Source organism: Desulfurispirillum indicum S5 (assembly GCF_000177635.2).
In the GTDB taxonomy this organism is placed as follows: Bacteria; Chrysiogenota; Chrysiogenetes; order Chrysiogenales; family Chrysiogenaceae; genus Desulfurispirillum; species Desulfurispirillum indicum.
In genome coordinates this window covers 1,291,937-1,314,014 of the sequence record NC_014836.1, presented here as the reverse complement: position 1 = coordinate 1,314,014, position 22,078 = coordinate 1,291,937, and the positions used below count along the sequence as shown (strand labels likewise).

Here is a 22,078-nt window from a genome sequence, read left to right as displayed (position 1 = left end):
GGAACCTTTGGACTTTGCCAGTAAAATCCGCGATGTTGTCGACTTTCCGAAACCAGGAATTGTTTTCAAGGACATCACCCCACTGCTCCAGGACCCCCGTGCTTTCCAGACCGCCGTGGACGTCATCGCTGACCGCCATGTGGGCAGCAAGCTTGATGCCATAGTAGCGGTGGAATCACGGGGCTTCATTATCGGCAGTGCCCTGGCCTATAAGCTCGGTTGCTCTCTGGTCGTCGTTCGCAAAGCGGGAAAACTGCCAGCGAAGACCATTTCTACCAGGTACGCCCTGGAGTACGGCGAAGATGAGCTGCACATTCATGAAGATGCCCTGCAACCAGGCCAGAAAGTACTCATCGCCGACGACCTGCTGGCTACCGGCGGCACCGTCAGAGCTACGGGCCAGCTGATTCGCCAGCTTGGCGCAACCCCTGTGGAAGCGGTTTTCCTGGTAGAACTCAATGGGCTTGGCGGCAGAGAGCTGGTCAACGATATTCCCTGTTTCTCTCTCATGAGCTTTGATGTTGAGGAATAATCTGCAGGAACCTTCATAGTGGTTGCCAACGGATGATATTTCCTATACTATCCCCACGCCTTTGAGACTGAGCCACCCCTGTGGCTCCCGCCCTCGGGCAGTAGCAGTACGCCTTATTATTCACGCGCCACCATGCCTTTTGCGGTTTCCCCAAGTGTCAAGTGTGTGTTTGTCGCAAGGATAATAGCGTTCCATGAAACACACACAGTAAAGGACAATCAATGACCGCATCTTCACCAGTGGATTCCTTTGAATCCCTTGGACTCTCAGCACAAACACTCCAGGCCCTGCGCGAAAAGGGATTTGAAAAACCAACAAGCATTCAGAAGGCCTGCATCCCCCTGGTGCTCCATCAGCATGTGGACGTGGTGGGCCAGGCACAGACCGGCACCGGAAAAACTGCCGCCTTTGGTCTGCCCATCATCGAAACGGTCAAACCGGAACGCCGCCAGATCCAGGCCCTCATCCTGACCCCCACCCGGGAACTGGCCCTGCAGGTCGCCGACGAGATCACCTCTCTGTGCGGTTCCATGAAGCTTGATATTGCAACCCTCTATGGCGGACAGTCCATTGGCCTGCAGATTCAGAAACTGCGCCGGGGCGTTCACATTGCCGTGGGCACCCCCGGCCGTATCCAGGATCTGATCGACCGGGGCAACCTTGACCTGAGCCACCTGGAGTATGTGGTGCTGGACGAAGCTGATGAAATGCTCAACATGGGCTTCATCGAAGATATCGAAAATATCCTGCAGCACACCCCCGCCGAAAAGCGCATGCTGCTCTTCTCCGCCACCATGCCCCGTCCTATACTCAATCTTGCCAAACGCTACATGTCCACCTATGAACATGTGGTAGCCGAGCAAACCCAGAAGACCACTTCACTGACCGACCAGATCTATTACGAAGTTCGTGAAGCCGATAAATTTGAAGCCCTGTGCCGGGTCATCGACATCACCCCCGATTTCTACGGTGTGGTGTTCTGCCGGACCAAGGTGGATGCCGATGAGATCACACGCAGGCTGCAGCATCGAAAATATGTCACCGAAGCCCTCCACGGCGATGTCTCCCAGAATCAGCGGGAAAAGATCCTGGATGCCTTCCGCCGCAAGCGTCTCAATATTCTGGTGGCCACGGATGTGGCGGCTCGTGGCATTGATGTGCAGAACCTCACCCACGTCATCAACTTCTCACTGCCCCAGAGCCCCGAAAGCTACGTCCACCGCGTCGGCCGCACGGGCCGTGCCGGCAAGGAAGGTACCGCCATCACCTTTATCAGTCCGGCGGAGTTCCGTAAACTGGCCTTTATTCAGAAGATTACCCAGACGACCATCCGACGCCAGGAACTGCCCGATGTGAATACGGTTATCAAGCTGAAAAAAGAGAGCATCGCCGGAGCGCTTGAGAATCTCATCGAAAGCGGCGAATACCAGCAGCACGGCGACTTTGCCCAGGACATCCTGCAGAAGCATTCCGCCCAGAATATCGTGGCGGCGCTGATTCAACACTTTTATCGCGATGAGCTTGATCCGGCCTCCTACCGGGAAATCCAGCGCGTCGTCTTCGAGAAGGATAAACTGAAGCCCAAAGCACCTTTTGTGAAAGGCCGAAAATCCAGCGGACCAAAAAAACCATTCAAACCTGCCAACAAGCGTGTCAAACACACGGGTTCCGCGCCGCGCAAGAAATAAGTGCCGTCCCCTGCTCTCAAAAAAAAATCCGAAGCACCACCTGGTGCTTCGGATTTTTGCTTTGCGGAAACCTCACTCCTGGCCAGATTCAGCATCGTCCTTCTTGAGATTCTGATGCAGGGCAGCCTTGGCCAGAAAGTGCGCGCTGATGGGCGCGGTGATAAAGAGAAAGAGCGTTATCAACACTTCATGCAGGCTGATGCCGCTTTGCTGGAAACTGAAGTAGATGGCAGATGCCACGGCGATGCCGCCAACGCCGAGGGTCGTGGCCTTTGTGGGACCATGCAGGCGGGTAAAGAAATCCCGCAGTCGATAGAGACCGATGGAGCCGGCCAAGGCGAAAAATGCCCCCACCAGAATGAAGAATGAAACGATGAATTCCACGATAATCATGGCGACTCCTTATTCCACGATGTCGCCGCGCAGCAGATACTTGCTGGCGGCAACGGTGCTGATAAAACCCATGACGGCAATGATCAGCGCCGCTTCAAAGTAGGTGGTGGTGTCAAAGAAAATTCCCAGCAGGATAAACAGCGCAATGGCGTTGATATACATGGTATCCAGGGCCAGAATGCGATCGGGCAGGCTGGGACCCTTCAGCAGGCGATAGAGGTTCAGCAACTGGGCAATACACATCATGAGAAAGGCAATGGGTATGGCGATGCTCAGCATGAGAATATCTCCTTCAGTGGTGCTTCATATCGGGTTTTTATGGCCTGTATTGCCTCCTGCTTGTCAGGAACATTCAGGTTATGCACCAGCAGGGTTTTGCGGTCGGCGCTGACTTCCGAAGAAACCGTCCCCGGCGTCAGGGAAATGACACTGGCCAGTATGGAGATGACCAGGTCATCGGCAGCCTCAAGGGGTATCTCGATGAAATCCGGCTGCAGCTTGCCAATATCGGGCTGGAGTATCAGCCGCACCACGGTAATATTCGCCACCACCACGTCATAGAGAAAGACCACAAAGAAAAAGTGGAAAAACTTGCGGTAGCTTGAGATGCAGGGACGCTCCGGCCAGAATTTGTTGGTAAACAGGGGAATAGCCACACCAAACACCGCTCCGAGCACCACGTGCCCGAATGAGAAGGTATTGTTCAGCAGCAACCACAGAACAATCAGTACAACGGTCATCAGGGGGTGGGGGAGCCACTTACTGGATTTCATCACTGACCTCCCGCGATTTTCATAAGGGCAACGGCATCAGATCCCAGCACAGCACGGATATACTCGGTGGGAGTCGTGATCTGCTGGGACGCTGCGGTGGCAAATTCACTTAAAGGGCCGGCAAACATTACCAGCAACGGACTGATGGCAATCAGGGCAAGCGCGGGGAACGCGTAGCCCAGGGAGAATATGCGCGCATCGGGATGGGGCTTTTTCGTATAGGCATCCTTTCCACCATCATCAAGGGGCAGGACTTTCCAGAAGATAATGCTGCCGGCGCGGCCAATGGCAATCAGTCCCATCAGGCCACCCAGCAGGATAATCGCCCAGATAAAGGCCACTGAAGAACTCTGCTGTACCGCAACCAGCATCATGGCTTTCGCCATGAAGCCACTCAGGGGTGGCAGACCGGCAATGGCGATGGCGCCTGCGAAAAAGAGCAGCCCCAGCAGACGATGCTGGGCCACTGGCAGATCCGGACGCAGGGTGGTGGCCTCGTGAATGCGCTGCTGACGAATCATGTCGGCAACCAGGAACATGCCCGCCGTCACGAAGGTGGTGTGGGGCAGATAGACCAGCGCCGAAGCAATGGCGTCGGCAGTGAAGGTGCCTATTACGGCCAGGAGCGTTCCCACGGAGACCACCACCATATAGGCAATGGCACGGCGCAGGTCACGGGCCGCCACAACGCCAATGGCGCCGCATACCAGGGTGATCAGCGCCACGGGCAACAGCCAGGGCTCTACGAGATTGGCCGCCACGCCGGCGTGCTCACCGAATATCAGGCTGTACACCCGCAGGATGACATAGACGCCAACCTTGGTCATAATGGCGAAGAGCGCGGCCACTGGCGCACTGGTAAAGCCATAGGTATTGGGAAGCCAGAAATAGAGGGGCAGCATGGCGGCCTTGAGAGCAAAGACGCTGAAGAGAATCAGGCCACTGGCCTGCAGCAGCGCTGCGTTCTCTTCCCCTGCCAGACTCATGCGCACGGCCAGGTCGGCCATGTTCAGGCTGCCGAGTATGCTGTAGAGCACACCCACCCCGACCAGGAAGAGCGCGGAACCCAGCAGGTTGATAACCACATAGTGCAGGCTGGCTGCTGTGCGTTTCGCGCCACCGCCGTGGAGCACCAGTCCGTAGGAGGCCAGCAGCATGATTTCAAAGAAGACAAAGAGGTTAAAGATATCGCCTGTCATGAAGGCGCCATTGATTCCCAGCAGCTGCATCTGGAAAAGGGCGTGAAAGTTCTTGCCCAGGGAGTCGGTTCCGCCCATGGCGTAGAGCAGGCAGAACAGTGACAGCACCGCAGTAATGAAGATCATGAACGCGCTGAGACGATCGACCACGAGCACAATACCAAAGGGCGGATTCCAGTCCCCCATGGCATAAACCTGAATGGGCCCAGATGCACTCTGCAGCAGCAGAATGCCTGTAATGACAACCAGCGAAACCGTGCTGAGCAATCCGAGGGAACGTTGCCAGTGCAGGCTGCGATTGACACCCATGACCATGAGGATGCCGACGATAAGCGGCAACAGCAGAGGCAGTGCGACGAAGTGACTCATTGGGCGCTCTCCTTCCCGTCAACATGATCGGTTCCCAGCTCGCCTTTGGCCCTGAGGGCCAGCACGACCACAAAGGCCGTCATGCCGAAACCGATGACGATAGCCGTCAGCACGAGCGCCTGGGGCAATGGGTCAGCATAGGCGACCCGGTCCGGGGAAATGACCGCGGGAAGATTGCTGTGAATGCGACCCGAAAAAAACAGAAACATATTTACCGCGTAACCAATCATGGTCAGACCCACCACGACGGGAAAGGTTCTTGCCCTGAGCATAAGATAGACGCCACAGGCTACCAGCAGACCGAGGCAGAGAGATACAAGCAGTTCCATCAGTTGCTCCTCTTTCCTTTTTCCTGTTCCATGGCAGCCGTTGAGACGGTCATGGCATCAGGAGAGTTCATGGACCCGAGTTTTACCAGGATCAGCAGCACCGAGCCGATAACCGTCAGGTACACGCCGATGTCAAAGGCGATGGCGCTGGCCACTTCAAAGGTACCCACCAGCGGCCAGGTCAGGTAGGTGAAGGAGCTGGTAAGGAAGGGATAGCCCACGACCCAGCTGCCAAGGCCCGTCAGCACGGCAATCAGCAGACCCCAGGCCATGATGATATGGTTGTCAAAGTTCAGGCGCGGACGCGTCCAGACAATACCACTGGCAATATACTGCAGGATAAGGACGGTCGCCGTAATCAATCCGGCGATAAAGCCGCCACCTGGCTCATTGTGACCACGCAGGAAGATGTAGAAGGAGAACAGCAGCGCCAGTGGCAGCAGCGGTCTGGTGATGGATGCCAGAATAACTGGGAAGCGATCGGAAGACCAGAAGCGGCCAAAGGCGTCGGTACGGGGCGCTTTGAGCTCAAGGCCATGCAGCATGGCGTAAATGCCAAGGCCGGCTATGCCAAGAACCGCAATTTCCCCCAGAGTATCAAAGCCCCGGAAGTCAACCAGGATGACGTTCACCACATTGGTGCCGCCTCCCAAAGGTTTACTGTTTTCCAAGAAGTAGGTCGCAATGGTGTCGTAGGGGCGGGTAAAGAAAGCCATCATCAGAGCGGCAATACCCGCGCCCGAGAGGCCGGCGATGGTGATATCACGCCAGCGCCTGGCGGGAGTGGACTCCTGGGGTGTCGTGCGGGGCAGCATGTGCAGTGCCATCAACAGCAGAATAATCGTCACCACCTCTACAGAGATCTGGGTCAGGGCCAGATCCGGCGCCGAGAAGCGCACAAAGGCCAGCGAGACCAGCAGACCCACGGTGCTGAGCATCAGCAGCGACACAATGCGATTGTGATGGGTCAGGACCGTGGCCACCGTCGCGACCACAAGCACAAGAGCCATTACCAGTGTCACCGGATCAATGGCCGTCATGGGGAGTGTGCCGAGGAACGGTGAAGCGCTGCCGAGAAATGGACTGATTCCCAGTACCAGGGCTGAACCGACCAGCAGCGCCAGATATCGCTGCAATGAGCCGTTTTCCAGAGTTCCGGTAATCCAGCGCGAGCCTTTTACCAGGGCGCTGATAATGGCCTCAAAATTCCCCTTGCCGTCAAAGTGGGCGTAAAACCAGGTGTGGGCATCAAAGGCCTTGGACTTGAAGAAGTAGAGGGCGGCACCACCGATCAGGGCGATGACACTCAGAGCCAGGGCCATGTTGAAGCCATGCCAGATGGCAATATGGTAGTCGGGCAAGTCGGCACCCAGGATGCTTCCGGCTGCGACATTGACGATGGGGCCGGCCAGCAGGGCCGGGAAGAGGCCGACGGCCACACAGAGCACCATCAGGATTTCCGAAGGCAGACGCATGCCGTGGGGTGGCTCATGGGGCTTTTTGGGCAAATCCTGTGCTTCGCCATTGAAGAACACGTCATGCACCATACGGATAGAGTAGGCCACGGCGAAGATCGCCGCCAGGGTCGCCCCCAGGGGAACAATCCAGGAAGCTGCGCCAAAGAGGTTCGGTTCCAGGGTTTCCGCCAGGAACATCTCCTTGCTCAGGAACCCGTTAAACAAGGGAACCCCGGCCATGGAGGCGCAGCCAACCATAACCAGCGTGCCAGTAATAGGCATATACTTCCAGAGGCCTGCCAGTTTCTTCATGTCACGGGTTCCGGTTTCATGGTCAATGATACCGGCCAGCATAAAGAGCCCGGCCTTGAAGGTAGCATGGTTGAGAATATGGAACACCGCCGTGAAGGCCGCCAGGGGGCTGCCAAGGCCCAGCAGCAAGGTGATCAGGCCCAGGTGGCTGACTGTGGAATAGGCCAGCAGGCCCTTGAGGTCATCTTTAAAAATGGCCATGTAGGCAGCGAACATAAGGGTCGCCAGACCGACGGGAGTGACAATATAAAACCACAGTGAGCTACCGGAAAGCACGGGGAAGAGCAGGGCCAGCAGGAAAACCCCGGCCTTGACCATGGTTGCCGAGTGCAGGTAGGCGCTGACAGGGGTGGGAGCCGCCATGGCGTGGGGTAACCAGAACTGGAAGGGGAACTGGGCCGACTTGGTAAAAGCACCCAGCAGCACCAGAATCAGCATAACCGGATAGAGGGGGTGGGCATGCACAATGTCTTTTGCAGCCAGGACATCGGTCAGTTCAAAACTGCCCACCATGTTGCCCAGCAGGATGAATCCCGCCAGCATGGCCAGCCCACCGGCACCGGTAATGACCAGAGCCATGCGCGCGCCCTCACGGGCATCGGTGCGGTAGCTCCAGAAGCCGATCAGCAGAAAGGAGCTGATACTGGTAAGTTCCCAGAACATTACCAGCAGAATCAGGTTTTCGGAGAGGACGATCCCCAGCATGGAGCCCATGAAAAGGAGCAGGTAACTGTAGAAACGCCCCATGGGATCTTCAGCGCTGATGTAATAACGGGCATAGAGGATGATCAGCAGGCCGATAAAAAGGATGAGAAAGGCAAAGAAAAAGCCGAAACCGCTGACACGGAAGGCAAAGTTCAGGCCGATGGCCGGAACCCAGCTCCAGCTGACCAGAGGCATTTCACCGGAAAATACTGCTGGCGCGTGAAGCAGGAGCAGCAACAGTGACAAAGCCGCGATAACACCGGCACTGATGGCATTGGCATTTCGACTCTGAAACAGCGGGGGTATGATGGCCCCCAGGAGAGGCAGCAGAGGAATCAGTGGTAAACTCATAGTTCCGCAACTTCCATTTCTCAAAATTTTTGGTTATATGTGTTATAAAAAATCTCCAAAACAGCATTACTATGTATAAAGTAACATGGCAAAATGCAAGCAATATCGGCTGAAAATCAACCAATTCACAAATGAAAACACCTTGAAACTAAGGGGATAGCAAACTGACTTCCACAGCAGCCCGTAAATCGAAAAGATGTTCTGTTCTCCTTCATTTCACGAAAAACCTCCTGATATTTTTCTTTCTTTTTCTGCTGGCTCTTTTTCTCACAGGTTGCACCCTCAAGGCACCCCAGGAGCCACCACTGCTCAAAAAATCCACCTGGAATGAACTGAGCGGCCTTGCGGATGACAATCTGAAGGAATTCTGGCAGGCGTTTATTCGCACCTGTCAGCAGGTGCAAACCGACCGCAGCGACTGGACCCACACCTGCCAGGCCACCTCCAGCCAGAACATGGATCAGCGACGTATCCTCGCCTTCCTGCACGAGCACTTCGAGCCGTACCGTGTCAATCCCGCCGCCGCGCAGTCCCGCACCTTGATCACCGGCTACTATGAACCCCTGCTGCAAGGCAGCCTCACGTCCAGCGACCACTTCCGCTATCCGGTACACAGAGTGCCCGAAGATATGCTGCGGATTGAACTGGGCGTCCAGGTTCAGGGGACCGACCCGCGGGGACGCCTGGAAAACCGGCGTGTTCTGCCCTACTGGACGCGCCGGGACATTGACCAGGGCAAGGCGCGCACCCCTCAACCCATCGCCTGGGTCGCTGACCCCGTCGACCTCTTCTTCCTTCACGTACAGGGCTCCGGACGAATTCAGCTGACCGATGGATCTTTTGTGTCCGTAGGATTTGCCGACCATAACGGGCACCCCTATCGCTCCATCGGCAGGGTTCTGATCGACGAAGGAGCCATCAGCCGTGAAGAGATATCAATGCAGGCCATCAGAGCCTGGCTCAGGCAGAACCCGGAGCGCAGCATGCCGTTGCTGCACCACAACCCGCGTTATATCTTCTTCCGCGAACTTGACCCGCTGCGCAGCCCCCTCGGCAGTGCCGGTGTCGTGCTCACCCCCTGGCGGTCGGTGGCAACCGACCCCGCCTCTATCCCCACAGGCACTCCGGTGTTTCTCCAGACCAGGAACCCGCTCAGCGACGAGCCCATCACAATCCTGACTGTAGCCCAGGATCGCGGGGCCGCCATCAAGGGGCCGGCCCGCATTGACCTGTTCTTCGGATTCGGTCAGGATGCGGAACTGCTGGCAGGTCACATGAAAGAGCAGGGAAATCTCTATATCTTCCTGCCGAAGCAGCCGGGGCCCTGACCACGCATCAGGCTAACAGTTGACAACACTGCGTCAAAGCAGTTACATAAGCCCTTGAATCCCATTTGACCACTCCACGCGAAGGACACTCCATTGAATACCACCCCTGAGCCACATCACGACCGCGAGACCCTCCCACGCCACCTGGGTATCATCATGGATGGAAACGGGCGCTGGGCGCAGCAGCGAGGTATGGAGCGCATTGAAGGACACGCCAGGGGCATGGAGGTGGCTCGCACCATCGTCACCTACCTGGCCCGTCGCCATATTCCCTATGTGACCCTGTACGCCTTCAGTACCGAGAACTGGAATCGCGATGCCGCCGAAGTGGCATTTCTGAATCTTGCCCTCAAGAGCTATCTCGAAGAAGAGATGCCAATCATGATGGAAAACAATATCCGCTTCCGCGCCATCGGCACCATTGACCGCTTCTCGTCTGAGTTGGTGCGCCTGATCAGGGAAGCCGAAGAACGCTCAGCGAGCAATACCGGCACCACTCTGGTGCTGGCCATCTCCTATGGTGGGCAACAGGAAGTTGTTGACAGCGTTCGCAATATCGGCAATAAACTTCTGCAAGGGCATATGAAGCTGGAAGATATCTCTATTCAGACGCTCCTTGAGCACTGCTACTTCCCCGAGCTCGGCGAATGTGATTATATTGTTCGCACCAGCGGAGAGATGCGCTTGAGCAATTTTCTCACCTTCCAGTCCGCGTACAGCGAACTGTATTTCACGCCGACCCTGTGGCCCGACTTCACTGAAACGGAAATGGCAGCGGCGCTGGAGGACTTCACCCGACGCACACGACGCTTTGGCAAATAATCCCCCTGAGGTACCCATGATTCGCATTGCACCAAGTATTCTCTCTGCCGACTTCGCCCGCCTTGGGGAAGACATCGACCGCTGCACCGGCGCGGATCTCATCCATGTGGATGTCATGGATGGCCATTTCGTACCGAACATCACCATCGGCCCCCCCGTGGTCGCCTCCCTGAAAAAGCACACCAGCGTCCCCCTTGATGTTCACCTGATGATTGCCAACCCACAGCAGTATGTTGAAGCGTTCGCTGCGGCCGGAGCTGATATCATCACCCTGCACGCCGAATCCGACGTCCACCTGCACCGGGCGATCCACCAGGTAAAAGCCCTCGGCAGACAGGTTGGCGTTTCCCTCAATCCCGCTACGCCCCTGTGCATGATAGAAGAAGTTCTGCCCGACCTGGACATGGTGCTTATCATGAGCGTCAACCCCGGCTTTGGCGGTCAGAAGTTCATCGACGCCTCACTGGACAAAATCCGTCGTCTGCGCGCCATGATCAGCGCCACAGGCAAGGATATTTCCATTGAAGTTGACGGAGGAGTGACCATGGACAACATCGCCCAGATCCACCGTGCCGGCGCTGACACCTTTGTGGCCGGCAGCGCCATATTCTCCACACCGGACTACGGGCACACCATCAACGCCCTGCGCCAGCAGTGCCGGTGAATACCATGACGTCCCGAATCACGGCCATTGGCATGCTGCTGATCGCTTTGCTGGCAGCTGGCTGCGCCGGAAAAATTTACACCGGAAAAAACTACACAACGCGGGTCACTGAATATATTTCCATGTACCCTTCCGTCACCACCGACTTTCGCGACCACACGCTGGGGGTACTCAACTTCAAACCAGCGCGGGACGCCCAGTTTTCCGGACGCATGATGAGTCTCTCCACCGTGCAGGCCTTTCACCTCAAGCGCCTGTTTTTCGCGGTGGAGGACATTGACTCCAACAGCTGGTTCAGCCTGGAGCCAGGGGCCAATGAAGAGCAGGAGATACGACGCGCCATAGAGTTCGCCCGCCAGGAGCGCTACAAATATATTATCGTCGGTCACGTGCGCTCCTATGTGGATGGTGTCAATGAGTCTCTCATCAACAGTACGGTGCGCCTGGTGCGCGCCTCCGACGGCATGACCCTGTGGTATGGCGATGTGGCCGTGCTCGGAAAATTCAACGCCGGACTCTTTGACAACATGTATCCAAGCCTCAGCCAGCAGGCCCCCAACATGAGCGAACTGGCCCTTATCGCGGGAAAACTGGTTACGGACAAGGTTCACGAAATGTACCGCCCCAAGCCCCCCGACTCGGTAAAACCCCTGCACCTCAAGATCTGGGAAGGATTCACCGAAGACAACGGCCAGTGGAAATAACCCTGGCATAAAATCTGCATACTCCTCTGTAAAAATCATGAGGAGAGTAATATGCGTGTCTTACTTCTGCTCTTCAGTGCCCTGACCCTGGTGGGGTGCTCACAGAAAGTTCAGTATACCATTCCCGAGCTCAGTCACGTGGAAGACTATGAAGTCGCCCCCGATGATCGCAGCGTACAAAATGGAAGTCTCTGGAGTGACACCAATGTCACCAGCATCTACTTCCTCGACCAGAAAGCCCGTCGTATCAACGACATCATCACCGTGCGAGTTGTCGAATCCAGCTCGGCCAGTAACAGCGGCAACGTTGCCACTTCCCGCGACAGCTCGGTGAATATGGGAGTCACTTCAGTGCTTGGCAAAGAGCGAGGATCACTGAATCCCGCCGTGCAGGCAAACGCGGGGAACAGCTTCGCCGGTTCCGGGCAGCTCCAGAAAGCCGACAACATTACCGCCACCGTATCTACGCGCATCGTGAAGGTACTCAATAACGGCAATATGGTTCTGCGTGGCAAGCGCGAAATCATGATCGACAACGAGAAACAGATGCTCTTTGTCAGCGGGGTCATCCGCCCCGAGGACATTGACGCCGACAACACCGTCATGTCCTCCGCCCTCGCCGATGCCCAGATCATGTATACCGGCAGTGGCGCACTGGCCGCTTCGCGCAAACCGGGCTGGGGCACCACCTTCCTGAACACCATCTGGCCATTCTAGGAGCACGGCATGCAACGTATAATCGACACCCTCTACCTGCTTATTCCCCTCGCGCTGGCTGCCTTCCTGATGGTCGCGCCACTTAATGCTGCCCCCGTGGCATCCCTGAAGGAAATCGCCACCGTCGAAGGCGTCCGCTACAATCAACTCATCGGCTACGGCCTGGTGGTTGGACTGGATGGCACCGGTGACGGCAGCCGCACCGGCTTCACCAATCAGTCACTGACAAACATGCTCAGTCGCATGGGCATTTCCGCCCATCCTGACGACATTAACGTCGACAACGTCGCTGCCGTCATGGTCACCGCCATGCTGCCTCCCTTTGCCAGTCCGGGAGCTCGTATCGACATCACCGTTTCCAGCATGGGCAACGCCGACAGCCTGCAGGGTGGCACCCTGCTGTTGACCCCACTGAAGGCTCCCAATGGAGATGTGTACGCCGTCGCCCAGGGGCAGGTGAGCCTAGGTGGCTCCGCCGATGCCGCCCATGCCACCGCCGGCAGGATTGTCAATGGAGCCATTGTCGAGCGCTCCATTCCCTTCAGCCTTGAAGGCCGCAGCAGCATCACCCTGCTGCTCAAGAATGCGGACTTTATCGCCGCCAACAACGCTCAGGATGCCATTAACAATCAATATGGCGAAGAAATAGCCCATGCACGCTCCTCCGGCGTCATCGAAGTGATTGTGCCGGAAAGTCTCAGGAACAACATCCCCCGCTTTATCGCACAGCTGGAAACCATTCCCGTGCAACTCTCCAATTCCGGCAAGATCATCGTCAACGAACGCACTGGAACCATCGTGGTGGGTTCGGATATTCGCCTGAGCACCGTCGCCGTCAGCCACGGCAATCTGACCGTGCGCATTGAGCCACAGTTCAATGAAGAGGGAGAAGTGGTTGAACCCGGACGCAACGACCGGGTCGCTCTCTTTGAAAATGGAATAAGCATCGGCAATGTGGTGGATGCGCTCAATCGCATGGGCATGACCGCCGAGGACATGATCGCCATTCTGCAGGCCATGAAGCAGGCAGGTGCCCTCAGTGGTGATCTGGAATTCATCTGACACGTTGTTCCTGTAAAAAGGGGCCCGACTCTCTGAGTCGGGCCCCTTTTTCCGGTATTATGTGAATCATCTTTTACTGTACCGCGCCTATACCCTGTGGATGATCCCGCTTGCGCATCTCAATCTGCGTGTCTATAAACTTATAAGGTTTGGGGGTAAAGTAGGCGTAAATCCCCAGTGCGGTAAAGAGAATGACCGCCAGAATGAGGAACGTAATCAGCTTTCTGAGCTGACGCCTGGTCTGTTTTACTTCTTGATCTTTCTGCATGCCACACCTCCTGAGCAACCACAGAATTCCCGCTATTTCCCGCACTTTTCAAGCAAGTCGGCTATCTTCTCCAGAAGCTGTGGCAAATGTACCGGCTTGGTCTCAAAATCACTGCAGCCGACCTCAAAGGCCCGGCGTCTATCCTCAGGCAGAGCATGAGCTGTCAACGCCAGCACCGGGATATGAGTGGTGCGCTGGTTATCGCGGATTCTGCGCGTCGCCTCCCAGCCATCCATAACCGGCAGGCTCATATCCATCAGGATCAGATCGGGCTGATGCTCGGTGGCCTTACGTAAACCCTCCGCTCCATCACCAGCCGTGATGACCTCATATCCTTTGCGTGTCAGGCGCCTGGTCAGCATGTCACAGTTCAGTTCATTGTCCTCGATGAGGAGAATGGTCGCCATGGCGACTCCTTCCTGAGGTTTTCTGGCACTATAATACCTTCCACGGTAAATGGGAAGCTATAGGGCGTACTTTTTCACAGATTACAGACCGCTTACGGTAACGCTGTTTTATTGAACAGGAAATGCCTGAGCACTGAGTGCCTGCCTGACGCCATACAGGACAGATTATCAACCCTTCAGGGAATGACTGATTGACAGTTCATAAAAACCTGCCCTATATATAATTGAGAAGTAAATTTGGTCCCCGATGTTGCAAAATCATGAAGGAGGAGACTATGACTTTCAGAAAGTACCTGAAACGGGCACTGGTAGGCACTGCCGCCGTTGCCATTTCACTGACCTTTGCATCCAACGTTTCGGCCCAGCGTTCACAGCAGCAGTTTGTCACCATTGGAACTGGTGGAGTAACAGGTGTTTATTATCCCGTTGGCGGCGCAATTTGCCGTCTGGTCAATGCCAATCGCGCTGACCATGGTATCCGCTGCACCGTGGAATCAACCGGCGGTTCTATTTTCAACCTCAACAGCATCCGCGCCGGCGAACTTGACGTGGGAATTGTACAGTCCGACTGGCAGTACCATGCCTATCACGGCACCAGCCGTTTCTCCGATGCCGGCCCCAACAAAAATCTGCGCGCCCTGTTCTCCATCCACCCTGAAGCCTTTACCGTGATCGCACGCAAAGACGCCAACGCCACCAAATTTGCTGATCTTCGCGGCAAGCGCGTGAGCATCGGTGACCCTGGCTCAGGACAACGTGCTTCCATGGACCTGCTGCTGGAAACCCTTGGCTGGGATCACTCCGTGTTCAGCGCCACCTTCGACCTGAAGGCAGCTGAGCAATCCATCGCCCTGTGCAATAACCAGATAGACGCCATGGTCTACTTTGTCGGCCACCCCAATGGTTCCATTCAGGAAGCCACGACCACCTGCGACAGTGTTATCGTTGAAGTCGCCGGTGAAGCGGTGGAAAAGATGATCGCCGAGCGTCCCTACTACCGTACTGCCACTATCCCCGGCGGCATGTACCGCGGCAACCCCAATGATGTACAAACTTTTGGCGTTGGAGCTCTTCTGGTCGCGTCCACCAACGTCCCCGAGAACGTGGTCTACCAGATGGTCAAGTCTCTCTTTGAAGGCCTTGACCAGTTCAAGCGCCTGCACCCGGCCCTTGAGCACCTGGATAAAGAATCCATGGTCTCCGATGCCATTGCCATCCCCCTGCATCCCGGTGCGGAAAAATACTTCCGGGAAGTCGGACTCATCAAGTAATCACCAACTGGGGGAGCACATGCTCCCCCGCTTTGATTCCGCTTCTTTTCGCAAGGCTATTCTCAATGGCTTTACGAAAGTGAGCCAGCAATCAAATCTCTGCTGACACTCGCATCTAAGTCTTGAATCTGCGCACGAAAGGGACCCTATGACACCAGCCAAACAGCCACCCACTCCTGAGGAGCTGGAGCGGATCACACAATCAGAGACCGGAGGCCGCCAGCCAATGGGAATCCAGGGGAAAATCATCTGGACCGTGGCGTTGACATGGTCGCTGTTTCAGCTCTGGTATGCCTCGCCCCTGCCATTTGCGCTGGGTTTCGGGGTCTTTAATACCACCGAAGCACGCTCCATCCACCTTTCCTTTGCGGTATTCCTGGCCCTGACAGCTTATCCGGCCCTGAAGAGCTCGCCCCGCGACTCCATCCCCACACTCGACTGGATACTGGCCATCGCGGCAACCATGAGCGCCAGCTACCTCTACTTCTTCTATGACAGTCTGGCGACTCGTGCCGGAGCTCCCATCACCCAGGATCTGGTGGTGGCCGTTATCGGCATTATCCTGCTGCTGGAAGCAACGCGACGCTCCCTGGGGCTCCCCCTGATGATCGTAGCCATTGTCTTTCTCGGTTATACATTTTTCGGCCCCTATATGCCGGAACTCATCTCCCACCGGGGTGCCAGCCTGGGACGCACCATGTCCCACCAGTGGCTGACCACTGAAGGGGTCTTCGGCGTGGCCATTGGCGTATCCTCAAGCTTTGTGTTTCTCTTTGTCCTTTTTGGTTCTCTGCTTGAGCGAGCTGGGGCCGGAGCCTACTTTATTAAAGTCGCCTTCTCCCTGCTGGGACACATGCGCGGCGGACCAGCCAAAGCCGCCGTGGTTGCCTCCGGCTTCAGTGGCATCATTTCCGGTTCTTCCATAGCCAATGTGGTCACCACCGGAACCTTTACCATCCCGCTCATGAAGCGGGTCGGCTTCCCCGGCACCAAGGCGGGCGCCATAGAGGTTGCGGCCTCTACCAATGGCCAGCTGACACCTCCCATCATGGGCGCTGCGGCATTCCTGATGGTGGAGTACGTGGGAATATCCTATCTGGAAGTCATCAAGCACGCCCTCCTGCCCGCCATCATCTCCTACATCGCCCTCATCTATATCGTGCACCTGGAAGCCGTCAAAGCCAACATGAAAGGCCTGCCCCGCACGGCTCAGTCCTCCATGGCCCGCAGCGCGCTGTCCTTTGTGGGAACCTTCCTGGGTATGTGTCTTCTCTCCCTGCTGGTCTATTACGGGGTGGGCTGGACCCGCGATGTTTTCGGTCCCGTGGCCTCCGTGGTGCTGGCCGTGGCCATGGGCGTGGCCTATGTCGCGCTTCTGCGCGTGGCTTCCCGCTACCCTGACAGCGGCGAGGAACTGTCGGTGGAGTCCCTCAAGGAAGTCCCGGCCCTCAAGCCCATTCTCCTTTCCGGACTGCACTTCCTGCTGCCGGTCTTTGTCCTGGTATGGTGCCTGATGGTGGAGCGTTTCAGCCCGGGCCTTTCCGCCTTCTGGGCTACCACCTTCATGGTCTTTATCCTGATTACCCAGCGGCCTGTACTGGCCTTCTTCCGCCGCTCCGGCGATATTGTTCCCGCCGTGTATCGAGGCATTGATGATCTGTTCAGCGGCCTGGTTACCGGCGCGCGGAACATGATCGGCATCGGCGTGGCAACGGCTACCGCCGGCATCGTGGTGGGTACCGTGACCCTGACCGGTATCGGGCTCGTCATGACGGATCTGGTAGAATTCATCTCCGGTGGCAACCTTATGCTCATGCTGATCTTTACGGCGATCATCAGTCTGATTCTGGGGATGGGCCTGCCCACCACTGCCAACTATATCGTCGTATCCACCCTGATGGCTCCGGTCATCGTGGCCCTGGGCGCACAACACGGGCTCATCGTGCCCCTGATCGCTGTCCACCTCTTTGTCTTCTACTTCGGGATTCTGGCCGACGACACTCCGCCGGTGGGGCTGGCGGCCTATGCCGCTGCCGCCATATCGCGCAGTGATCCCATTGCCACCGGCATCCAGGGTTTTACCTACGATATGCGCACCGCGATCCTGCCCTTTATGTTCATATTCAATACACAGCTGCTGCTGATTGACATTCCCAACGTCTGGGAACTGATCTTTACCGTAGTGGGTGCCATTGGAGCCATGCTTACCTTCGCCTCCGCCACCCAGGGATACTGGATGGTGAAGAACCGCCTGTGGGAATCCCTGGTCATGCTGGTAGTGGCCTTCAGCCTCTTCCGTCCCGGATTCTGGATGGATATGATCTACCATCCCATGACCAAACTCGACCCGGTACACATTGGCGAAGTTGCCGAGAAGGTGCCGCCCCATGACACCCTGCGCATGCGCGTGGCTGGTGAGACCTTTGACGGCCGCGAATTTGATCGCATCATCCTGCTGCCCCTGGGAAAAAAAGGCGCTGACGGCATGACGCGCATTGAAGAGACGGGCCTTATACTCCACACCACCGACGATCAGCGGGTTATCGTGGACATGGTGGTCTTCGGCAGCAAAGCGCAGCAGATGGGCTTTGACTTCGACTGGGAAATCCTCTATGTGGAGCGCGAAGAGGACCAGCCACCCAAGCACCTGATCTTTATTCCGGCCATTGCCACCATGGTGGCAATAGGTATGCTACAGCGCAGACGCCAGAAACTGCAGGCCACCTGATCAGGACGAACACTGCAGGGCAGAAGGGTACTCCTCTTCTGCCCTGTTTGTATTTCCCTTCCACCGTGCTACTATTTCCCGTCGCAGGACAGACACAGCTCTGCCTGCCGGAAGACCACATCGACGACCGCAATGGAGCATGTACATGTCCACCACCAACACACCACAGCGCCGCCTGCCTGCTGAATGGGAACCACAGGATGCCATTCTGCTGGCATGGCCCCACGGGGCCAGCGACTGGCAACCCGTACTCACACAGGCCCGCCAGACCTTTTGCGATATTGCCGGCCATATCAGCCAGCGCCAGATGGTCATCATCGTCGCTCCTGACACCCGGATGCCCCTTGCCGACCTGACCAGCTCGGGTGGCAGGCTGGAGAATGTGCGCTGTTATGACATCGAGACCAATGACACCTGGATTCGCGATTTCGGTCCCATAACTGTCGAGGATCAGCAGCAGCTGAGGCTGCTCGACTTCAGCTTCAACGGCTGGGGCAAAAAGTTTGAGGCGACCCACGATAATAACGTCACCCGGCAGCTGCATCAGTTGGGAGCGTTCACCGCGCCCCAACACCGTTTCGACTGGGTTCTGGAGGGCGGCAGCATTGAAAGCGATGGCCGCGGCACCATTTTAACCACCTCCAACTGCCTGCTGGAGCCAAATCGCAACCCACAGCTGAACCAGCAGGATATCGAAGAACAGATTCTGCGTACCGTCCTGGGTGCCCGCAAAGTGCTCTGGCTGGACCACGGCCACCTGGAAGGCGATGATACCGACGCCCACATCGACACCCTGGCGCGCCTCTGTCCCGACAATACCATCGTGTATGTCGCCTGCGACGACCCCAATGACTCCCACTTCAGCGCCCTCAAGGCCATGGAGGCGCAGCTTGCCTCCTTTACCTGTGCTGATGGCAGACCCTATCGCCTGCTCCCCCTGCCGTGGCCGGCTCCCTGCCATGCCGCCGACGGCCATCGCCTGCCGGCCACCTACGCCAACTTCCTGATCATCAACGGTGCCGTACTGGTTCCCGTCTATGGCGATCCCGCCGATGCCCTGGCCCTGCAGGTGGTTGCCGCCGCCTTTCCCGACCACGAAATCATCGGCGTCAACTGCCGGACCCTGATCGAACAGCATGGTTCACTGCACTGTGTGACCATGCAACTTCCCCAAGGAGCCGTTACCCCATGAGCACCATCAAAACCGCATTAATACAGCAGACATGCACGGACAACCGCCAGCAGACCATGGACAGAACCGCCAGCGCCATCGCGCACGCTGCCCGCAGCGGGGCCACGCTGATTGTCCTGCAGGAGCTGCACTGCAGCCTCTACTTCTGTCAGCAGGAGCAGGTGGAGTGTTTCGATCTGGCCGAACCCATACCCGGCCCGTCTACAGCGTTTTTTGGCGATCTGGCCCGCCAGCACCAGGTGGTGCTGGTCACGTCACTCTTTGAAAAACGCGCTCCCGGGCTCTACCACAACACGGCGGTGGTGCTGGAAAAGGATGGCTCCATCGCCGGCACCTATCGCAAAATGCATATTCCCGATGATCCGGGATTTTACGAAAAATTCTACTTCACCCCCGGCGACCTTGGCTTTGAACCAGTCCAGACCTCTGTGGGCAGGCTTGGCGTGCTGGTCTGCTGGGATCAGTGGTACCCTGAAGCGGCGCGACTCATGGCCCTGGCCGGAGCGGATCTGCTGCTCTACCCCACGGCCATCGGCTGGGCTCCCACCGATACCGACGCGGAAAAGCAGCGCCAGCGCGATGCCTGGATAACCATTCAGCGCAGCCACGCCATTGCCAACGGCCTGCCCGTCATCAGCGTCAACCGCACCGGGCGGGAAGCCGATCCGGCCAATCCCTCCAGCGGCATCGACTTCTGGGGCAGCAGTTTTGCCTGTGGCCCCCAGGGAGAGTTTCTGGCCCAGGCGTCCACAGACCGTGAAGAGACCCTCCTGGTGGATATCGACCTGCAGCGCAGCGAAGATGTGCGCCGTATCTGGCCCTTCCTGCGCGATCGTCGCATCGACGCCTATGACGACATCCTGCTGCGCTACCGGGATCGCTGATGGCACTGCTCAGCCTGCGCAATCTCTCCATCGCCTTCGGCCAGCACCCCCTTCTCGATGGCATCGCATTTCACGCCGAAGCGGGCGAACGCATCTGCCTGACCGGTCGCAACGGCGCGGGCAAGTCAACCCTCATGAAGATCCTGGCCGGCACTCTCACCGCCGACAGTGGTGAAATAGTCCGTCAGCCCGACCTGCGTGTCTCGCTGCTCCCCCAGGAAATTCCCGGGGAACTTGACGGCAGCGTCTGGGAAGTCATCGCCAGTGGTCTGGCCGACAAGGCACAACTGCTGGAATCCTATCATCAGCTCACCCGGCATCTGGAAAGTGCTGAGTTGTCCACGCAGCAGCGTCTGCTTGAGCAGCTGGACCAGTACCAGCGCGAACTGGAGAGTCAGGGAGCCTGGCAGTTCTATGGGGAAATCGACCGCATGGTCAGCCTGCTCCAGCTTGATGGCAACCTGCCTTTCCGGGAACTTTCCGGCGGCATGAAGCGCCGGGTCCTGCTGGGTCGAGCCCTGGTCAGTGATCCCCATATTCTGCTGCTGGACGAGCCCACCAACCACCTGGACATCAGCGCCATCACCTGGCTGGAAGACTTTCTGCTGCGCAGCAGTCGCACCATAGTCTTCATCACCCACGATCGAGCCTTCCTGCGCAGCCTGGCAACGCGCATCGTGGAGATTGACCGGGGCAACCTGCGCAACTGGGACTGCACCTTCGACCAATACCTGGAGCGCCGCGAAGCGGTGCTTCAGGATGAGCTCAAGGCGCAGCAGCACTTCGACCGAAAACTCAGCGAAGAGGAGCAGTGGATACGCCAGGGCATCAAGGCCCGTCGCACCCGCAACATGGGGCGCGTACGCGCCCTTGAGGAGCTTCGTCGCCAGCGCAGCCAAAGGCGCAGTGCCGAAGGCAAAGCACGCATGGAAATTCAACAGGCTGATCGCTCCGGCAACCTGGTGGCCGAAGCCACGGGAGCTGGCTGGAGCGTCGATGGCAGAACCATTGTCGCCCCCATGGATCTTACCATCATGCGCGGTGACCGCATCGGTATCATCGGGCCAAACGGCTGCGGCAAGACAACCTTGCTGCGCCTGATGCTGGGGCAGCTTCCTCCCACCACGGGAAGAGTGGAGCTGGGAACCAATCTGCATATCCGCTACTTTGACCAGCATCGACAACAGCTGGACGAAGAGAAAAGCGTGCGGGAGAATGTAGCCGATGGCAACGACATGCTGGAAATCAATGGCAGGAACCGTCATGTGATTGGCTATCTTCAGGACTTTCTCTTCACCCCTGAGCGCTTCCATACCCCCGTCAAAGCCCTTTCGGGAGGTGAGCGCAATCGCCTGCTGCTGGCGAAGCTCTTTGCCGCACCGTCCAACCTGCTGATCATGGACGAGCCCACTAACGATCTTGACGTGGAGACGCTGGAACTGCTGGAAGAACTGCTGATGGAATATCAGGGCACCCTGCTGCTGGTCAGCCACGACCGTGCCTTCCTCAACAATGTGGTCACCAGCACCATTGCCTATGAAGATGACCGCTTCCGGGAGTATGTGGGCGGATACGACGACTGGCTTCGCCAGCGCCCGACTCCGGCTGTGGCGCGCACCGTTGTTCCTGAACCGACGGCAAAGACCCGTGGTGCCGGCAGACCCGCGAAGCCGAAGTTGAGCTTTCAGCAGAAAAAAGAGCTTGAGGAGCTGCCCGCATGTATCGAAGAGCTGGAACAGCGCCAGCAGGAGCTGTACGACCTTATGGCCGATCCGCAGTTCTACCAGCGCGAGGGGGAATCCATAGCCACCACCAAGGCAGAGCTGGAGGAGGTGCAGGCAGAGCTGGAAAGGCAATTTGCGCGCTGGGAGAAACTGGAGTCCCTGGTGCGCGAAATGGAAAAATCACAGGCCTGAAAATATC

The 22,078-nt window shown here is 57.2% G+C and carries 22 protein-coding genes; 13 read left to right on the top strand and 9 right to left on the bottom strand.

The genetic code is table 11. The features are described from left to right. Positions 1–7: 7 nt before the first annotated feature. Together SELIN_RS06200 and SELIN_RS06195 are read left to right on the top strand one after the other, a co-directional pair. Positions 8–532 carry an adenine phosphoribosyltransferase gene (locus SELIN_RS06200; RefSeq protein WP_013505810.1) on the top strand — a complete coding sequence of 175 codons (525 nt, stop codon included), beginning with the start codon at positions 8–10 and terminating at the stop codon, positions 530–532. 221 nt (positions 533–753) lie between these two features. Beyond that, the gene (locus SELIN_RS06195; protein ID WP_013505809.1) at positions 754–2,220 is read left to right on the top strand and encodes a DEAD/DEAH box helicase; all 1,467 of its coding nucleotides are present in this window, start codon (positions 754–756) and stop codon (positions 2,218–2,220) included. 72 nt (positions 2,221–2,292) lie between these two features. Here the strand turns inward: SELIN_RS06195 and SELIN_RS06190 are convergent, their stop codons facing one another. The 7 genes from SELIN_RS06190 to SELIN_RS13865 all read right to left on the bottom strand — a co-directional run bounded on the left by SELIN_RS06190 (position 2,293) and on the right by SELIN_RS13865 (position 8,536). Continuing rightward, complete coding sequence (locus SELIN_RS06190; protein WP_013505808.1) at positions 2,293–2,613, bottom strand: Na+/H+ antiporter subunit G; 321 nt, start codon at positions 2,611–2,613, stop codon at positions 2,293–2,295. A gap of 9 nt (positions 2,614–2,622) precedes the next feature. Continuing rightward, entirely contained in the window at positions 2,623–2,892 is a 270-nt protein-coding gene (locus tag SELIN_RS06185; protein WP_013505807.1) for a K+/H+ antiporter subunit F, read from the bottom strand. Continuing rightward, the gene (locus tag SELIN_RS06180; protein WP_013505806.1) at positions 2,886–3,386 is read right to left on the bottom strand and encodes a Na+/H+ antiporter subunit E; all 501 of its coding nucleotides are present in this window, start codon (positions 3,384–3,386) and stop codon (positions 2,886–2,888) included. Before SELIN_RS06180 ends, SELIN_RS06185 begins: the two co-directional genes overlap by 7 nt. Then, positions 3,386–4,954 (bottom strand): monovalent cation/H+ antiporter subunit D, encoded by a 1,569-nt coding sequence (locus SELIN_RS06175; RefSeq protein ID WP_013505805.1) that lies wholly within the window; start codon positions 4,952–4,954, stop codon positions 3,386–3,388. Before SELIN_RS06175 ends, SELIN_RS06180 begins: the two co-directional genes overlap by 1 nt. Then, positions 4,951–5,283 carry a Na+/H+ antiporter subunit C gene (locus SELIN_RS06170; protein ID WP_013505804.1) on the bottom strand — a complete coding sequence of 111 codons (333 nt, stop codon included), beginning with the start codon at positions 5,281–5,283 and terminating at the stop codon, positions 4,951–4,953. The genes SELIN_RS06175 and SELIN_RS06170 overlap by 4 nt, the downstream gene beginning before the upstream one ends. Beyond that, positions 5,283–8,108 carry a monovalent cation/H+ antiporter subunit A gene (locus tag SELIN_RS06165; RefSeq protein WP_013505803.1) on the bottom strand — a complete coding sequence of 942 codons (2,826 nt, stop codon included), beginning with the start codon at positions 8,106–8,108 and terminating at the stop codon, positions 5,283–5,285. The genes SELIN_RS06170 and SELIN_RS06165 overlap by 1 nt, the downstream gene beginning before the upstream one ends. Before the next feature lie 125 nt (positions 8,109–8,233). Beyond that, positions 8,234–8,536 (bottom strand): hypothetical protein, encoded by a 303-nt coding sequence (locus SELIN_RS13865; RefSeq protein WP_156788033.1) that lies wholly within the window; start codon positions 8,534–8,536, stop codon positions 8,234–8,236. On the opposite strand from SELIN_RS13865, the gene mltA reads away from it, so the two are divergent. From mltA to SELIN_RS06135, 6 genes are all read left to right on the top strand, one after another. Further along, entirely contained in the window at positions 8,507–9,436 is a 930-nt protein-coding gene (gene mltA, locus SELIN_RS06160) for a murein transglycosylase A (protein WP_049871098.1), read from the top strand. The genes SELIN_RS13865 and mltA overlap by 30 nt on opposite strands. A 93-nt stretch (positions 9,437–9,529) precedes the next feature. Beyond that, positions 9,530–10,258, top strand: coding sequence for a polyprenyl diphosphate synthase (gene uppS / locus SELIN_RS06155; RefSeq protein WP_013505801.1), 729 nt, complete (start codon positions 9,530–9,532; stop codon positions 10,256–10,258). 16 nt (positions 10,259–10,274) lie between these two features. Next, a complete protein-coding gene (gene rpe, locus SELIN_RS06150; RefSeq protein ID WP_013505800.1) occupies positions 10,275–10,922 on the top strand; it encodes a ribulose-phosphate 3-epimerase in 648 nt (215 codons plus the stop codon). Positions 10,923–10,927: 5 nt separating this feature from the next. Beyond that, positions 10,928–11,626 carry a hypothetical protein gene (locus tag SELIN_RS06145; protein ID WP_013505799.1) on the top strand — a complete coding sequence of 233 codons (699 nt, stop codon included), beginning with the start codon at positions 10,928–10,930 and terminating at the stop codon, positions 11,624–11,626. 51 nt (positions 11,627–11,677) lie between these two features. Then, positions 11,678–12,343 carry a flagellar basal body L-ring protein FlgH gene (locus SELIN_RS06140; RefSeq protein WP_013505798.1) on the top strand — a complete coding sequence of 222 codons (666 nt, stop codon included), beginning with the start codon at positions 11,678–11,680 and terminating at the stop codon, positions 12,341–12,343. Between the two features lie 9 nt (positions 12,344–12,352). Further along, complete coding sequence (locus SELIN_RS06135; protein WP_013505797.1) at positions 12,353–13,405, top strand: flagellar basal body P-ring protein FlgI; 1,053 nt, start codon at positions 12,353–12,355, stop codon at positions 13,403–13,405. 73 nt (positions 13,406–13,478) lie between these two features. Here SELIN_RS06135 and SELIN_RS06130 read toward each other — a convergent pair whose 3' ends face one another. Both SELIN_RS06130 and SELIN_RS06125 read right to left on the bottom strand, forming a co-directional pair. After that, positions 13,479–13,673, bottom strand: coding sequence for a hypothetical protein (locus SELIN_RS06130; RefSeq protein ID WP_013505796.1), 195 nt, complete (start codon positions 13,671–13,673; stop codon positions 13,479–13,481). Positions 13,674–13,705: 32 nt separating this feature from the next. Beyond that, positions 13,706–14,080, bottom strand: a complete 375-nt coding sequence (locus SELIN_RS06125; protein ID WP_013505795.1) for a response regulator — start codon at positions 14,078–14,080, stop codon at positions 13,706–13,708. A gap of 275 nt (positions 14,081–14,355) precedes the next feature. Here SELIN_RS06125 and SELIN_RS06120 point away from each other — a divergent pair, with 275 nt between their 5' ends. From SELIN_RS06120 to SELIN_RS06100, 5 genes are all read left to right on the top strand, one after another. Next, entirely contained in the window at positions 14,356–15,351 is a 996-nt protein-coding gene (locus SELIN_RS06120) for a TAXI family TRAP transporter solute-binding subunit (RefSeq protein WP_013505794.1), read from the top strand. 148 nt (positions 15,352–15,499) lie between these two features. Next, positions 15,500–18,079, top strand: a complete 2,580-nt coding sequence (locus SELIN_RS06115) for a TRAP transporter permease (protein WP_013505793.1) — start codon at positions 15,500–15,502, stop codon at positions 18,077–18,079. Between the two features lie 145 nt (positions 18,080–18,224). Beyond that, the gene (locus SELIN_RS06110; RefSeq protein ID WP_013505792.1) at positions 18,225–19,271 is read left to right on the top strand and encodes an agmatine deiminase family protein; all 1,047 of its coding nucleotides are present in this window, start codon (positions 18,225–18,227) and stop codon (positions 19,269–19,271) included. Then, positions 19,268–20,155, top strand: coding sequence for a carbon-nitrogen hydrolase (locus SELIN_RS06105; RefSeq protein WP_013505791.1), 888 nt, complete (start codon positions 19,268–19,270; stop codon positions 20,153–20,155). The genes SELIN_RS06110 and SELIN_RS06105 overlap by 4 nt, the downstream gene beginning before the upstream one ends. After that, positions 20,155–22,071, top strand: a complete 1,917-nt coding sequence (locus tag SELIN_RS06100; protein ID WP_013505790.1) for an ATP-binding cassette domain-containing protein — start codon at positions 20,155–20,157, stop codon at positions 22,069–22,071. Before SELIN_RS06105 ends, SELIN_RS06100 begins: the two co-directional genes overlap by 1 nt. The last annotated feature ends 7 nt before the right edge of the window (positions 22,072–22,078 follow it).

Excerpts from the sequence above, each read along its gene's own strand:
- SELIN_RS06195 (WP_013505809.1), top strand. The coding sequence starts at position 754 with ATGACCGCATCTTCACCAGTGGATTCCTTTGAATCCCTTGGACTCTCA.
- SELIN_RS06190 (WP_013505808.1), bottom strand. The coding sequence starts at position 2,613 with ATGATTATCGTGGAATTCATCGTTTCATTCTTCATTCTGGTGGGGGCA.
- SELIN_RS06185 (WP_013505807.1), bottom strand. The coding sequence starts at position 2,892 with ATGCTGAGCATCGCCATACCCATTGCCTTTCTCATGATGTGTATTGCC.
- SELIN_RS06180 (WP_013505806.1), bottom strand. The coding sequence starts at position 3,386 with ATGAAATCCAGTAAGTGGCTCCCCCACCCCCTGATGACCGTTGTACTG.
- SELIN_RS06175 (WP_013505805.1), bottom strand. The coding sequence starts at position 4,954 with ATGAGTCACTTCGTCGCACTGCCTCTGCTGTTGCCGCTTATCGTCGGC.
- SELIN_RS06170 (WP_013505804.1), bottom strand. The coding sequence starts at position 5,283 with ATGGAACTGCTTGTATCTCTCTGCCTCGGTCTGCTGGTAGCCTGTGGC.
- SELIN_RS06165 (WP_013505803.1), bottom strand. The coding sequence starts at position 8,108 with ATGAGTTTACCACTGATTCCTCTGCTGCCTCTCCTGGGGGCCATCATA.
- rpe (WP_013505800.1), top strand. The coding sequence starts at position 10,275 with ATGATTCGCATTGCACCAAGTATTCTCTCTGCCGACTTCGCCCGCCTT.
- SELIN_RS06145 (WP_013505799.1), top strand. The coding sequence starts at position 10,928 with ATGACGTCCCGAATCACGGCCATTGGCATGCTGCTGATCGCTTTGCTG.
- SELIN_RS06140 (WP_013505798.1), top strand. The coding sequence starts at position 11,678 with ATGCGTGTCTTACTTCTGCTCTTCAGTGCCCTGACCCTGGTGGGGTGC.
- SELIN_RS06135 (WP_013505797.1), top strand. The coding sequence starts at position 12,353 with ATGCAACGTATAATCGACACCCTCTACCTGCTTATTCCCCTCGCGCTG.
- SELIN_RS06130 (WP_013505796.1), bottom strand. The coding sequence starts at position 13,673 with ATGCAGAAAGATCAAGAAGTAAAACAGACCAGGCGTCAGCTCAGAAAG.
- SELIN_RS06125 (WP_013505795.1), bottom strand. The coding sequence starts at position 14,080 with ATGGCGACCATTCTCCTCATCGAGGACAATGAACTGAACTGTGACATG.
- SELIN_RS06120 (WP_013505794.1), top strand. The coding sequence starts at position 14,356 with ATGACTTTCAGAAAGTACCTGAAACGGGCACTGGTAGGCACTGCCGCC.
- SELIN_RS06115 (WP_013505793.1), top strand. The coding sequence starts at position 15,500 with ATGACACCAGCCAAACAGCCACCCACTCCTGAGGAGCTGGAGCGGATC.
- SELIN_RS06110 (WP_013505792.1), top strand. The coding sequence starts at position 18,225 with ATGTCCACCACCAACACACCACAGCGCCGCCTGCCTGCTGAATGGGAA.
- SELIN_RS06105 (WP_013505791.1), top strand. The coding sequence starts at position 19,268 with ATGAGCACCATCAAAACCGCATTAATACAGCAGACATGCACGGACAAC.
- SELIN_RS06100 (WP_013505790.1), top strand. The coding sequence starts at position 20,155 with ATGGCACTGCTCAGCCTGCGCAATCTCTCCATCGCCTTCGGCCAGCAC.